The sequence below is a fragment of the Hymenobacter terrenus genome (assembly GCF_000972495.1).
GTDB lineage: Bacteria > Bacteroidota > Bacteroidia > Cytophagales > Hymenobacteraceae > Hymenobacter > Hymenobacter terrenus.
On record NZ_LATM01000001.1, the window covers coordinates 770,292 to 784,658 of the forward strand.

Annotated in this window: 12 protein-coding genes and 1 pseudogene; 10 read left to right on the plus strand and 3 right to left on the minus strand. The window is 58.3% G+C overall.

The window, feature by feature from the left end; translation table 11 throughout:
- Positions 1–18: 18 nt before the first annotated feature.
- The 4 genes and pseudogenes from WX88_RS03295 (at position 19) to WX88_RS27150 (ending at position 4,173) form a co-directional block, all read left to right on the plus strand.
- Positions 19–1,920, plus strand: a complete 1,902-nt coding sequence (locus tag WX88_RS03295; RefSeq protein WP_082115816.1) for an arylsulfatase — start codon at positions 19–21, stop codon at positions 1,918–1,920.
- A 181-nt stretch (positions 1,921–2,101) separates the two neighbouring features.
- Positions 2,102–2,824 (plus strand): rhodanese-like domain-containing protein, encoded by a 723-nt coding sequence (locus WX88_RS03300; protein WP_046242794.1) that lies wholly within the window; start codon positions 2,102–2,104, stop codon positions 2,822–2,824.
- Between the two features lie 140 nt (positions 2,825–2,964).
- The gene (locus WX88_RS03305; RefSeq protein ID WP_046242795.1) at positions 2,965–3,501 is read left to right on the plus strand and encodes a YfiT family bacillithiol transferase; all 537 of its coding nucleotides are present in this window, start codon (positions 2,965–2,967) and stop codon (positions 3,499–3,501) included.
- A gap of 198 nt (positions 3,502–3,699) precedes the next feature.
- Positions 3,700–4,173: pseudogene (locus tag WX88_RS27150) on the plus strand (GNAT family N-acetyltransferase).
- A gap of 489 nt (positions 4,174–4,662) precedes the next feature.
- Here WX88_RS27150 and WX88_RS03315 read toward each other — a convergent pair.
- On the minus strand, positions 4,663–5,481 hold the full coding sequence (locus WX88_RS03315) for an ABC transporter ATP-binding protein (RefSeq protein WP_046242796.1): 819 nt from the start codon (positions 5,479–5,481) through the stop codon (positions 4,663–4,665).
- 129 nt (positions 5,482–5,610) lie between these two features.
- A complete protein-coding gene (locus WX88_RS03320) occupies positions 5,611–6,342 on the minus strand; it encodes an MlaE family ABC transporter permease (protein ID WP_046243125.1) in 732 nt (243 codons plus the stop codon).
- 93 nt (positions 6,343–6,435) lie between these two features.
- Between WX88_RS03320 and WX88_RS03325 the strand changes: the two genes are divergently transcribed.
- Positions 6,436–7,164, plus strand: coding sequence for an SDR family oxidoreductase (locus WX88_RS03325; RefSeq protein WP_046242797.1), 729 nt, complete (start codon positions 6,436–6,438; stop codon positions 7,162–7,164).
- Between the two features lie 93 nt (positions 7,165–7,257).
- On the opposite strand, the gene WX88_RS03330 is transcribed toward WX88_RS03325, so the two are convergent.
- Positions 7,258–8,055 carry a GIN domain-containing protein gene (locus tag WX88_RS03330; RefSeq protein ID WP_197076650.1) on the minus strand — a complete coding sequence of 266 codons (798 nt, stop codon included), beginning with the start codon at positions 8,053–8,055 and terminating at the stop codon, positions 7,258–7,260.
- A 27-nt stretch (positions 8,056–8,082) separates the two neighbouring features.
- On the opposite strand from WX88_RS03330, the gene WX88_RS03335 reads away from it, so the two are divergent.
- The 5 genes from WX88_RS03335 (at position 8,083) to dnaN (ending at position 14,280) form a co-directional block, all read left to right on the plus strand.
- Positions 8,083–8,778: an SDR family oxidoreductase gene (locus WX88_RS03335; RefSeq protein WP_046242799.1), complete on the plus strand. Its 696-nt coding sequence runs from the start codon at positions 8,083–8,085 to the stop codon at positions 8,776–8,778.
- Between the two features lie 80 nt (positions 8,779–8,858).
- Positions 8,859–9,767: a gliding motility-associated ABC transporter ATP-binding subunit GldA gene (gene gldA / locus WX88_RS03340; RefSeq protein ID WP_046242800.1), complete on the plus strand. Its 909-nt coding sequence runs from the start codon at positions 8,859–8,861 to the stop codon at positions 9,765–9,767.
- A 126-nt stretch (positions 9,768–9,893) separates the two neighbouring features.
- A complete protein-coding gene (gene gldF / locus WX88_RS03345) occupies positions 9,894–10,619 on the plus strand; it encodes a gliding motility-associated ABC transporter permease subunit GldF (protein ID WP_046242801.1) in 726 nt (241 codons plus the stop codon).
- Complete coding sequence (gene gldG / locus WX88_RS03350; RefSeq protein ID WP_046242802.1) at positions 10,619–12,343, plus strand: gliding motility-associated ABC transporter substrate-binding protein GldG; 1,725 nt, start codon at positions 10,619–10,621, stop codon at positions 12,341–12,343. The genes gldF and gldG overlap by 1 nt, the downstream gene beginning before the upstream one ends.
- Before the next feature lie 812 nt (positions 12,344–13,155).
- Entirely contained in the window at positions 13,156–14,280 is a 1,125-nt protein-coding gene (dnaN, locus tag WX88_RS03355) for a DNA polymerase III subunit beta (RefSeq protein WP_046242803.1), read from the plus strand.
- The last annotated feature ends 87 nt before the right edge of the window (positions 14,281–14,367 follow it).

The following is a 14,367-nucleotide window of genomic DNA, read 5'->3' on the forward strand; positions in this document are numbered from 1 at the left end:
ATCTTTTATCAACTAATCATGACCAGAACCAAAAACTTCGCGCTGGCCCTTCTGGGCGGCTTCATCTACGCCCAGGCCCACGGGCAAAACATCACGCAGCAGCAGCAGCCCTTCACCGGCGTGGTGGGCACGAGTTCGGCCGACTCTAAACCCGTCTGGACCGACCCCATCAAGGCGCCGGTGGGGGCCCCAAACGTGGTGTGGGTGCTGCTCGACGACGTGGGCTTCGGAGCTACCAGCACGTTCGGGGGCGTCATCCGAACTCCTACTTTTGACAGCCTGGCTACCAATGGGCTGCGTTATAACAACTTCCATACGGCAGCCATTTGCGCCCCCACGCGGGCGGCCCTGCTCACGGGGCGCAACCAGCACGCGGTGCACGAGGGCGGCTTTTCGCACACTTGGGCATCGTTTGGATTTCCGGGTTGGGACGGGCGAATACCGTCGGACAAGGGCACCGTGGCCGAAATCCTGCGTGAGGCCGGCTACAACACCTTCGCGGTGGGTAAATATGGCCTGACGCCCGACCAGGACGCCACCGATGCCGGGCCGTTTGACCGCTGGCCGCTGGGAAAGGGCTTCGACCATTTCTTCGGGTTTCTGGGCTCGCAAACCGACCAATACAAACCCGATTTGGTGGAGGATAACGCCCACGTGAAGCCCGACGGCCGCCACCTGACCGACCAGATTACCGACAAAGCCATCAGCTTCATCGAGCGGCAGAAAAAGGCGGCCCCAGACAAGCCGTTTTTCCTGTACTATGCACCCGGCGCCACCCACGCGCCCCACCAGGTGGCCAAGGAGTGGAGCGACCAGTACAAGGGTAAGTTTGATGGGGGCTGGGACGCGTTCCGGGAAGTAGTATTTAAGCGGCAGAAGCAACAGGGCATTATCCCGACCAACGCCGTGCTGCCCGCCCGCAACCCCAACATCAAGGCTTGGAACAGCCTGCCCGAGGAAGAGAAAAAACTCTATGCCCGGTTCATGGAAGTGTACGCTGGCTACCTGACTTACACGGACCACGAGGTGGGCCGGGTAGTAAACTACCTGAAGAAGATTAACCAACTGGATAACACGCTGATTCTGGTGGTACTCGGCGACAATGGGGCCAGCAAAGAAGGCGACTTCAATGGCGTCATTGCCCGGCCGTCGGTAGCTGCCACGCCCCTGCCGGAGGCGGAAAAGCTCAAGACTAACTTGGCCGAAATTGCCAAAATCGGCACGCCCGAAGCCACCAACGGCAACTACCCGCTGGGCTGGGCCCAGGCCACCAACACGCCCTTCAAGTACTGGAAGCAGGACGCGCACTCGGAAGGCGGCACCCGCAATCCGCTGATTGTCTTCTACCCGAAAGGCATTAAGGACCGGGGCCTCCGCCCGCAGTACGGCTACGTGACCGACCTGCTGCCCACTACGCTGGAGTTTACGGGTATCAAAGCACCCGAATTCATCCGCGGCATCAAGCAAGACAGTCTGCACGGCACGTCGCTGGTCTATTCGTTTGCCAATGCCAAAGCGCCGTCGCGGCACCGGACGCAGTACTACTACATCTATGGCTCGCGCTCGATTTACCAGGATGGCTGGAAGGCGGCCCTGCCCTTCAAGCCGGCAACGGGCGCCAACAACGGTACTTCTTTTGTCAGCACGATTAGCGTTGCCGATCCAGCTCACAACGACTGGCAGCTGTATAATTTGAATGAGGATTTCAACGAGCGTTTCGACCTGGCCAAGAAGTACCCACAAAAGCTGGCGGAGCTAAAAGCCCTGTTCGAAAAGCAGTCGAAGCAGTACAATATCTACCCCTACATCACCTGGGATGATGTACTGAAAGGCAACCGTCTACGGGCCCAGCAGCCGCCCAAGGAAGCGCAGCCGAAAGAAGCTCCGTCGAAAGAGCCCCAGAAGGGTGGCGGGGAATAAGTTACCGCTCTGGATGGGCCAGCCTAGGTGCCTCGCACAGCCGGCCCGCATTCCTTACGCGGCCATCCAGTTAACCCGAAAAACACCGAGAATCATCCTGGCTTGCGCGGTACCCCCACAGCAGGAAACAGCACGACATTTTGCCTTTCAATCACCTCCATTTCACTTAGCTCAATCTCCTATGAACATAAAATCCCTCATCCTGGGCTTCGGCCTTTCGCTGGTGGCGGCCGTGGCTGCCCCAGCGCAGACGCCCGCTAAACCTCAAGGGGCAATAGCCGTGGCGCAGTTTGCTGCCCAGCTTCAGGCGCAGCCCAAGCCACAGCTAATTGACGCTCGCAGTCCGGAAGAATTTGCGCTTAACCATGTGCCGGCGGCCGTCAACTTCAACCTGACCAGCCCCGACTACGCCGCGCGGCTGCCGGCGCTGAATCCAACCAAGCCAGTGTTTGTGTATTCGATTGGCAACGGCCGCAGTGTGGCCCTGGCGGCCGACTTACGGAAGCGGGGCTTTGCCGAAGTGTACGTTCTCGACGGCGGCATTGGGGCCTGGACCGGCAGTGGCCAGCCCCTCTTCACCACTGCTCAGAGAGAACTGACATCCGCCCAGTACCAAGCCATTCTGGCCCAGAATGACCTGGTGCTGGTGGACGTTGGCTCTAAATACTGCGGCGCCTGCAAAAAGGTCAAGCCCATTCTTGAAACGCTGCGCAAAGAACACGGCACCGCGCTTAAAATAGTAGAGCTGGAACTCGAAGAAAACGCCGCGCTCATCAGCTCCCTCAAAACAGTCACCTCTTTCCCCTACTTGATTCTTTATCGTCAGGGCCAAGTTGTCCTCAAGCACGAGGGGCTCACCAACCTCAAAACCGACCTCGATACTAAACTGGTAGCCGCTAAATAGTTTGCCACTCCCCACTGGCCCAATTGCCTGCGGTTGAATTACGGTTCATTTGCAGGCTGCACCTTGTGCTTCCGCTTGGTTAGACTACATGCGACGCTGCCCTCAATCCCGGGGGCAGCGTTTTTGCTTTCTTTGCGGCCATGAATACCTCCGACGCACATCTCCAGTACCCCATCGGCCACGCCCAACTGCCCGACGGCCCCCTCTCCACCGCCCAGCGCACGGCGCTTATTCAGCAAATTGCGGACCTGCCCGCCCAGCTCACCGCGGTAGCGCAGGCCGTGGGCGGCGAAGGCTTGCAACTCCCCTACCGCCCCGGCGGCTGGACAGGCCGCCAAGTCATTCACCACGTGGCCGACTCGCACCTGAATAGCTACTTCCGCTACCGCCTCGCGCTTACGGAGGACCACCCCACCATCCGCCCCTACAACGAAAAAGGCTGGGCCGAGCTTCCCGACGTGGCCGCCACACCCGTCACCGTGTCACTGACGCTGTTGGAGTCGCTCCATTCGCGCTGGGTTACGCTGCTGCACCACCTCAGCGAAGCGCAATGGCAGCGCACCTTCTACCACCCCGGCATGCAGCGCGACTTCACCCTCGACCAAGCCCTGGCGATGTATGCCTGGCATGGGCAGCACCACTTAGCCCATTTGAAGCTCCTGCTGCCTAGTAATTAATAATCCGAGCAGCAGTATAGAGAGCCGTTATGAGAAAGATAGTCTTGTCCTGCTGAGCAGCGCGAAGCGCTTGGCTCACCTCGATACGCCTACCGGCGAGTTGCTTTGCAAAGACCGGGTAACGAATGTGCGGAATGGCAGCTGGTGCATTGGCAAATCCGCACCACTTACTACCTTTTCGACCGCAACTCGCCTTCCATGACCATCCCTGTTAATACTACTTCTCCAACACGGCCTTCCCTCAGCACGGCGCGACTGCGGTTGCGTCCTTTCACGGCCGACGACGCGCCTGCACTGTTGGATTTAATCAGCGACAAGGACGTGGCGGCTACGACCCTGCGCATCCCGCACCCCTGCCCCCCGGCCCACGTCGCGGAATGGCTCGCTTCCCATCAACGAGAGTATGAAACCCAGCAAACCGTGCGGTGGGCCATTGTGCGCGCAGACGGCCCGCTGGTTGGTGGTATAAGCCTGTTCCTGAAAACGGAATTTGAGGCCGCTGGACTCGGCTTCTGAGTGGACAAGGCGTATTGGGGGAACGGGTATGCTAGTGAAGCGGCAGCACGGGCATTGGCTTACGGGTTTGAGGAATTGTGCCTAAACCGCATTGAGGCGCACTTCATGGACGAAAACCGGGCTTCCGCTCAAGTGCTCCGCAAGCTGGGTCTGTAATTTGAAGGATTCCATCGCCAGCTAGTGAAACGGTGGGGGGCGCCCGCACCAGCAACGGAATGAGGCCAAGATAGAGGACCAACTCCTCCTGGTGCAAGCCGAACTAGGCCCACACGCGGGCTACAAAGGGGTGGGGCGTGGCATAGCAACAGAACCAAATAATGTGTATGGTATTTTCAGGTTTTGTAAAAATACCATACTCTTTCCTGCGTGATTATGTATGGTATTTTTACAAAACCTGAAAATACCATACACTCTTTATCCTACGGCATGAAAGCTTTGAAAGGCCCAAGATTTGTGTTTGACAATGAAGCTGCTTAGAAATTCATTGTCGAATCATGCAGAGCGCAATCAGCCACAGCAAAAGGGGCTTCTCGAATTCCTACAGAAGGCGCGGGCCCCAAATACAATAAGTCCCCGCTTCAACTACGAAGCGGGGACTCGGGCTTTAATAACAACCGCACGCAATGCGCAACCAATAATTCGCGATTAGATGCCGCCCCCGCCCGATTCGCCTTCTTCAGCGAAGGCGGCAATGCCGCCCTCGGTTTCTTCATCGATGCGCTTGGCGGCCCGCACCAAGCTACTGCTGAAGATGAAGTCGCGCAGCTCGGGCACGGTCGCGTTCAGGATTTCCTCCTTGGTGCCATCCCACAGCTTGCGGCCTTGGTGCAGGAAGATAATGTGCTCCCCGATTTCAATCACCGAGTTCATATCGTGGGTTACAATGACGGTGGTGATGCCGTATTCGTGGGTGATTTCGTGAATCAGCTCGTCGATTTTGATGCTGGTGGCGGGGTCGAGGCCGGAGTTGGGCTCGTCGCAAAACAGGTAGGTACACTGCGGGGCAATGGCGCGGGCAATACCCACGCGCTTTTTCATACCGCCCGAAATCTCAGCGGGCATCTTATTGCCGGCATTTTCGAGCCCCACGCGCTGGAGGCAGAACTGGACCCGGTCGCGCCGCTCGGCGGGCGACATTTCGGGCGTGAGCATTTGCAGCGGAAACTCCACGTTCTGGGCCACCGTCATCGAGTCGAATAAGGCCGAACCCTGGAACAGCATCCCGATTTTACGCCGGATTTCCTGCCGGATATCAATCTTGTTGTTGGTGTAGACCGTACCATCGAAGGTGATAGAACCAATATCGGGCTTCATCAGGCCCACGATGCACTGCAAAAGCACGCTTTTACCCGTGCCGGAGCCCCCGAGCAGCAAGTTGCACTTTCCGGTCTCGAACACACACGAAATCCCTTTGAGAACGGGGTTACCGTTGAAGGATTTTTCGATGTTTGATACTTCAATCATTTTTTGATTGATAAATTATTGACGATTGGTGGAAGGTTGAACTGCTGAATTGTTAGATGGATAAATTGGGGGTTCTTAGTGAAATCAACCAATTTAACCGTTTAGCTATTCGACCATTCAACCATTTAGCTAGAGCAGCAGCGCCGCGAGGGCGAAGTCGGCTATCAGAATAGCGATGATGGAGTTGGTAACGGCACCGGTGCTGGCCGCTCCCACTTCGAGGGCGCCGCCGGTGGTGAAATAGCCTTTGAAGGATGAAATCCCCGATACCAGAAACGCAAAGACCACGGCTTTGATAAGCGCAAAGACGATGTTGTAGGGAATAAAATCCTCCCGAATACCTTCTACGTAATCCTGCTGCGTCATAGCGCCGGTGAGCGTGCCGGCCAGATAGCCGCCCAGAATGGACAGCAGCATGGCCATAATAACCAACAGCGGGAACATGAGCAGCGCGGCCAGAATTCGCGGTAGCACCAGATAAGAGGTTGAGTTAATACCCATCACTTCCAGCGCCGATACCTGCTCGGTGATGCGCATGGTGCCCAAACCGCCGGCGATGCTGCTGCCTACCTTGCCCGCGAGCACGATGCTGGTGATGGTGGGGGCCAGTTCCAGAATAGTCATTTCGCGCACCATGTAGCCGATGGTAGACTGCGGGATGAGCGGATTGGTGAGGTTGTAGGCAATCTGCACGCAGGTCACGGCGCCGATGAAGGCCGAGACGATGGAAACGATAACCACCGAGTCGACTCCGATGAGAATGGCTTCGTCGATCGTACGGGTCCACAGGACGCTGAACCGCTCCGTGCGCGTGACCATGCCGCGCAAAAAAAGAACGAACGAGCCGAGAGTTTTAAGCATGAGAAAATATTGAAAAATTAAAACCGAATTTTGGGCCGGGCCGCTGCGGCAAACAAACAACCGGCTGGCCCGTCACCTTACGTAAAATCACCAATGGTAGTGGAAACGAGCAAAAATTTAATTGTCGTGACTGGCGGCAGCAAAGGTATCGGTCGCGCCGTAGTGACGCGCTTTTTGCAGGCCGGCTACCCCGTGGCCACCTGCGCCCGCTCAGCGGCAGACTTAGCCGCCCTCTCAACCGACTTGACCGCCAATGTTCCCGGCGCGGTGCTGCACACCCTGCCCGCCGACCTCAGCCAGACCGAAGATTGCGCCCGTTTCGCGGCCTTCGTGCTGGCGCTGGACCCGCCCGTAGAAGTGCTGGTGAACAATGCCGGAGCTTTCATCCCCGGCCGCCTGCAAGATGAGCCCGCCGATGGCTCGCAGCTGCGCCAGATGCTGGCCGTGAACCTGCTCAGTGCCTACGATGTGACCCTGCCACTGCTGCCAGGCTTCATTGCGCGGGGCCGGGGGCATATTTTCACCATTTGCTCCACGGCCAGCGTCATGGCCTACCCCAACGGCGGCTCCTACGGCATTGCCAAGCACGCCCTGCTGGGCTTCACCAAGAACCTGCGGGAAGAGCTAAAGCCCAGCGGCGTACGCGTCACCGCTGTACTTCCCGGCCCCACGCTCACCGCCAGCTGGGCCGGCGTAGAGCTGCCTCCCGAGCGATTTGTACAGGCCGAAGATGTAGCCGAAGCCGTATTTTCAGCCTATTCCATGTCGCCCCACGCCGTGGTAGAGGAACTGCTAATACGGCCGCAGCTGGGGGATTTGTAGCGGCTGATTGCCGGTTCAGGCCATCAGGCTCTCCTCTCGTTTGGGAGAGGGGCCGCCCCGGAGGGGTCCGTAAGGTTCCCGCATCATGTACCCTCACTCCGCCTTTTTGCTTCCCTTGCCCGTTACCCGAATGTCGGTAACGGCGGGCGGTCCGCTGTAGTAAAGGGTGCCATTACCAGCCACGGTGCCCCCCACAATATCGGTGGCGCGCACACGGGCCGAGCCTTCGCTGTCGCGGGTCATGTTAAAATAGCAACGACGCGAGGTAATACCTTGGGCAAACAGCCGCCCCGAGCCACCGAGGGTAAAATTCATCTCTTCGGTCGTTCCGCGGACGGTGAGGTCACCCAATTCGTACTGGTCGAGGTATAGGTACTCGGTCTTCACATCGAGGTTATAATCACCAGCTCCAATTAGGTGGAAGAAAATGGTGTCCTGCTCGAACCGGCCCACGGTGCTGCCATTGCCATACCCCCGGAGAAATACGCTCGTGATGCGAGGCAAATGCAACGTCACTTCGCAGGGCGTGCTGTAGCTGCGAGTCCAGTTACAGGTGCTGGTATTGCTGATGTCAAGGCTATTGCCGTTGCGGGTCAGGATGATGTCGCTTATCAGGTTTTCGCCGGCCCGTACTTCGGCATAGGTTTCGGTGTCCTGCACCAGGCGCAGGTCTACATTATCGTAGGACGATACGACTACGAGGCCAGGGTCTACTTCGCGGCGCTGGGTGATAACCTTACCAGTGCTTTTCAGGCAATCGGTGCCGTGGCCCGGACCGCAGGTGCTCAGCCCAGCGGCCAGTAGTATGCCTAGCCCGGCGCGCCCCAGCCCACCCAGGCACCTAAACCACCCCAGGCCGCTAACTTGCGGCCGCAAACTCGTATAGCCCATTTGCATCATTAATTTTCCCAAAGATAAATGGACCTCACCGGCAAAGTTGCCATCGTCACCGGCGCCAGCAAAGGAATTGGGCGCACCACCGTAGAAGCCTTGCTGGCGCGGGGCGCCGCTGTGGCCGGCTGGGCCCGCACGGCCCCGCAAGGCCTAGTGCACGACCGGTTCCAGTTTTTTGAGTGCGACGTGCGCGACGAGCACTCCGTCGTTGAAGCCTTCACCAACACCCAACGCGAGCTGGGGCCCGAAATCCACGTGCTGGTCAACAATGCGGGCCTCGGCATCATGGGCGCAGTCGATGGCTTTGAACCGGACGACTGGAAACTGCTGTTCGACACCAACGTACTTGGCACCTTTTTGTGCACCCGCGCCGTGCTGCCGCAGATGAAGCGCCAGCAGCTAGGCCACATCATCAACGTGGCTTCGTTGGCTGGCACCACGGGTAGCGCGGGCATGGCGGGCTACTGCGCCACTAAGTTTGCGGTCCGCGGCTTCTCGCAGTCCTTATTCCAGGAAGTGCGCGCCGATGGCATCAAAGTAACCTGCGTCAATCCCGGCTCCGTGGAAACGACGTTCAACGGCGCTGCCCCCGGCGCGGAACCGAACTTGCACAAGCTGCAAGCCGAGGACGTAGCGGCCACCATCATCCACACGCTGGAATCGCCGTTTCACGCGCTTATCTCAGAAGTAGACCTGCGGCCCTTACAACCGAAAAAATAGGGGCGAGTTGCCGGGAGCTAGTTGACTGTATTGTTAACCCCGATACTAGCAGCCGCCAGCTAACAACCAACCGCTAATCAATGGTAGAAATTGAAAATCTGACTAAAACCTACGGCGCCCAAAATGCCGTGGATAATATCAGCTTCACGGCTGGCAAGGGTGAAATCGTGGGTTTTCTGGGGCCAAATGGCGCCGGCAAAAGCACTACGATGAAGATTGCTACCGGCTACCTCCCCCCTACTGCCGGCACTGTGCGCGTGGCTGGCCACGACGTGCTCAGCGCCAGCCTGGCCGTGCGCCGCCACGTGGGCTACTTGCCCGAGCACAACCCGCTCTACCTGGACATGTACGTGCACGAGTACCTCGAATTTATCGGTTCGGTGCACGGGCTGCGGGGCGCCAGCCTGCGCAACCGCGTGGGCGAGCTGGTGCGCCGCGTGGGCCTCGCGCGCGAGCAAAACAAGCAAATCGGCGCGCTCAGCAAAGGCTACCGGCAGCGCGTGGGCTTGGCCCAGGCTCTCATTCACGACCCGGATGTACTGATTCTGGATGAGCCCACCACCGGCCTCGACCCCAACCAGATTCTGGAAATCCGCCAGCTTATCCGGGAAGTGGGCGAGGACAAAACCGTTATTTTCAGCACCCACATTCTGCCCGAAGTCACGGCGTTGTGCTCGCGGGTGCTCATCATCAGCCGGGGCAAGCTGGTGGCCGACAGCCCCGTGGCCGAGCTAGCCGCCCGTGCCGCTGGCGAAACCGCCGTGCGCGCTGAGTTTGAAGGCGCCGTGGATACGGCCAAGCTGGCCCGGCTGGCGGGCGTGCGCCACGTGGAGGCCGCCCCGAACGGCGCCATATTGCTCCGCACCGCCCCCGGCACCGATGTGCGCGCCGCCGTGTCGCGGCTGGCCGCGCAGGAAGGCTGGATACTACTAGGGCTGCGGCAGGAGCATCAGAGCCTGGAAGAGGTGTTTGGGGAATTAACCAAGTAAAAAAGATAATCAATGAAGAACGTCATGTCGAGCGCAGCCGAGACATCTCGCTCGCGTCGTTGAACGATTGGTTTAGTGAAAGCACGCGAGATGCTTCGGCTGCGCTCAGCATGACGGTCAAATAATATGCTCACCATCCTTCAAAAAGAATTCAACTCCTTCCTAAATTCCCCCGTTGCCTACGTGGTACTGGGGGTTTTTCTGATTGCCACCGGCCTCTTCGTCTGGGTTTTTCCCGACAGCAGCGTGCTCGATTATGGCTATGCGGACCTGCAAACACTGTTTTCGCTGGCCCCGTGGATATTCCTGTTCCTGATTCCGGCCATCACCATGCGCACGTTCGCGGAGGAGAAAAAAGCTGGCACCATCGAGTTGCTACTGACTCGCCCGCTCACTGACGGGCAAATAATTGGTGGGAAATATTTAGCCTGTTTTTTACTGGCCCTGCTGGCGCTGATTCCAACGCTGCTGTACTATTTCTCGGTCTATAAACTGGGCAGCCCGGAAGGCAATATTGACTCGGCCGCCACGGTCGGCTCGTATTTGGGGCTGGCGCTGCTGGCGGCAGTATTCGCGGCCATTGGCGTGCTGGCCTCGGCGCTGACGCGCGACCAGATTATTGCCTTCCTGGTGGCTGTGGTGGGGTGCTTTCTTGTTTATTCGGGCTTCGATTCCTTGGCGTCGGTGCTGGAAGGGAGCGCGGCTTATTACGTCAGCCAATTGGGTATTGCCGCGCATTACCGCGATTTAAGCAAGGGCCTGATTGACTCGCGGGACTTGGTGTATTTTTTCAGCGTGGTGGCTATTGCCCTACAAGGCACGCGGTTGGTACTACGGAGCCGGAACTGGTAATGGAAACGACCCTCTCAAACTCACCCGCAACGGTTTCGGCCTCGCGCAAACGCCAGGACCTGCTGCTTTTCGCGGCGGTGCTGGGCGGGTTGCTGCTCTTCAACTTCATTGCCCAGCGCTTCTTCTTCCGGCTCGACCTAACGGAGGAGAAACGCTACACCATGTCGCCGGCCACTAAAACGCTGCTGCGCGACCTGAAGCAACCCGTTACCATCACGGTGTACCTCACCGGCGACTTTCCACCGGCCTTCCGCCGCCTGGAGCAAGGCGTGCGCGAAACCCTGAACGAGTTTCAAGTCTACGGCGGCGCCAACCTGAACTATATCTTCATCGACCCCAGCGCGGCCGGCACCGAAGCGGCCCGCAACCAATTCTACGCCTCGCTTTTCAAAAAGGGCCTGAAACCCACTAACCTTGGAGCCACCGAAAATGGCAAGCGCGTGGAGAAAATAATCTTCCCGTGGGCCGTGGTGAGCGTGGGCGGGCGCGATAAAAACGTGCTGCTGCTGCGCGGCAACCAAGCCGCCCCCGCCGACGTGCGCCTCAATCAAAGCATCGAAGGATTGGAGTACGAGCTGGCCAGCACCATCCGCACGCTCGTGCCCAGCCTGCGCAAGCGCATCGGCGTGGTGGAAGGCCACGGCGAGCTGACCAATGTGCAGGCCGGCGACATGCTCGGCACCTGGCAGCAGCAGTACGACGTCTTTCGGGTGACGCTCAGCAAGGTGAAGGACCTGAGCGCCCTCGACGCCATCGTGGTTGCGCAACCCAAAACCCCTTATTCGGAGGATGAGAAGTTCAAGCTCGACCAGTTCATCACCCAGGGCGGTCGGGCCCTGTTCTTCGTCGATGCCCTGCGCGTAGACCTCGACAGCGTGGGCCGCAACGGCGCTTCTCTGGCCACGCCCTACAATCTCAACCTCGACGACCTGTTCTTTAAATACGGCCTGCGCCTAAACCAAAACCTGCTGCTCGACCTCAACAGCGGCCAAATCCCGCTCGTGACCGGCATGGAGGGCAACAAGCCCAAAATCGAGCCCATGCCCTGGCAGCTCTACCCGCTCATCAACCGGTTCAGCCCCCACCCCATCACCCGCAACCTCGATGCGGTCTACCTGAAATTTACCGGCAACATTGATACGGTGAAGGCCACTGGCATCCGCAAAACGGCCCTGCTTAGTACCTCGCGCTACACCCGCGTGCTGCCGGCCCCGGTGCCCATCAACTTCAACGATGCCCGCCTGGAGCCTAACCCCAAACTATACCAGAAAGGGTTCCAGCCCGTTGGGTATTTGCTCGAAGGCCAGTTTACTTCGCTATTCGCCAACCGCGCCCGGCCCGGCACCTTGCAATTTCAGCCCGAAAAGTCCCCGAACGCCAAGCCCAGCAAAATCCTGGTCGTTTCCGACGGCGACTTTATCCGCTCCGATATCGACCCCAAAACCGGCAATCCCTACCGCCTGGGCTTCGACCGCCTCGCCAACACCGAATTCGCTAACCGCGAATTGGTGCTGAACGCCACCGACTACCTGCTCGACGAAACCGGCCTCATCGCCGTGCGCGGCAAGCAAATCACCCTCCGCCCGCTGGACAAAGTGAAGCTGGCCGAAGAGCGCCGCCGCTGGCAGCTGCTCAACATCGGGGCGCCGCTGGCGTTGCTGGGGCTGTTTGGTGCGGTGCGGGCCTGGCGGCGCAAGCGGCGCTACGCGGCGTTTGGAACATAACAACCTAAATTCAGCGAAAATGGAAATACCACTTATCGCTGCTTTAGTTTCTGCTGTATTAATACTCGAAACCGGGGTGAGTATCCCAACATGTAGTCAATTTTCAAAGTCAAGAATTGGTCGTCTGAAGGCACTACTCCCGTAGTGAGTTATTCTATGATTCTGAGACTGCTGTAGTGGTATCTAGAAAGGGTTTCAGAGGCTTATACATTTTGATAGGCGTCTGTAACACGAGTTTCAGACACCAATGTATTTCTGCGGGTACACAAAACCTGAGTTACAGACACCAATGCATTTCCATAGGTGCCTGAAACTCGTCTTACAGATACCTATGCATTCTGATAGGTGTCTGTAAGACGAGTTTCAGGCACGTTGGAATTCGCACAGGCACAAACGTCGGTTAAATCACCCATTTACAGACGCTCATTTTCTATTCCGACGGTGCTGTTTCCGGCGCTTGGAGCCCCGACAACTTAGTAATAAGCCAAGTGCCCGACCCAGTCCTCCTCCAACGCCTTGCACATGACACCCGCTCACGAGCGGCTGTACCTGCGCAATTTGCCTAGTCTGACAGCCGCGGGCGTGGAGTTTGCGTCATTGGCACGTTTGCGCTGCGGATGCAATGTCCCGCTTTGCCCCGTCGCCTAGTGCTTCAATAGTTTCGATAGCAGCTTCCTGAGTGTGGTGTATAAGATATACTTGCCATAATAACGTTGGGTCAATGAATATATGAAGCCGCGGAAATGACCCTTCCAAAGCCCAACCCCGCCGCGTATCTTTGCCGTCCCTCACCCCTAGCCTAGGCCTTTCTCATGAAATTCATCGTCTCATCCTCCGCCCTGCTCAAGCAGCTGCAAAGCATCAATGGCGTGGTTACAAACAACCCCGTGGTGCCCATTCTGGAGAACTTTCTCTTTGAGATTGAGGCCGGTAAGTTAACCATTACGGCCTCCGACCTGGAGACGAGCATGATTACCGAGTTGCCCGTAGAGGCCCGCGATACCGGCCGCATCGCCGCGCCCGCCCGCATCCTGCTCGATACCCTCAAGAACCTGCCCGACCAGCCCGTGACCTTCACGCTGGATGAGGAAACCTACACCATCGAAATCAGCTCGGCTAACGGGCGCTACAAGCTGGCCGGCGAGAACGCCGCCGATTTCCCCCGCGTGCCGGTGGTGAAGGGCTCGGCCCCCATTGAGATGCCGTCGTCGTCGCTGGCGCGGGCCATCAACAAAACCATTTTCGCGGTGAGCACCGACGAGTTGCGCCCGGCCATGACCGGCATCTTGGTGCAGCTGGCTGACTCCCAGGTGACCTTCGTGGCGACCGACGGGCACCGCCTGCTGCGCTACCGCCGCCAGGATGTAGGTGCCGGCCAAACCGCCAACCTCATCATCCCGCGCAAAGCCTTCAACCTGCTGAAAGGCACGCTGCCCTCGGAGGCCACGCCGGTGAAGATTGAGTTCAACCAGAGCAACGCCTATTTTAGCTTCAATCAGATGCGCCTCGTGTGCCGCCTGATTGACGAGCGCTACCCGGACTACGAAAACGTAATTCCGGTAAGCAACCCCAATAAGCTGGTTATCAACCGCGCCGAGCTGCTCAATTCGGTGCGCCGCATCAGCATTTACTCCAACAAAACCACCCACCAGGTGCGCCTACGCCTGACCGGCTCCGAGCTGGTAGTGTCGGCCGAGGACCTGGATTTCAGCAACGAAGCCAAGGAAACCCTCACCTGCCAATACGACGGCGAGGATATGGAAATTGGCTTCAACGCCCGCTTCCTGCTCGAAATGCTGTCGAATATCGACTCCGACGAGATTACGCTGGAACTAAGCACGCCCAACCGCGCTGGCCTGCTCATGCCCACCACGCCCGACGATAACGAAAGCATCCTGATGCTGGTGATGCCGGTGATGCTCAACAACTACGTGTAAGCGCCTGTCTTTCCATAACGTCATGTCGAGCGCAGCCGAGCCATCTCGCGTGCCACCACTAATCCAATCGTCAGGATTAGTGGTGGC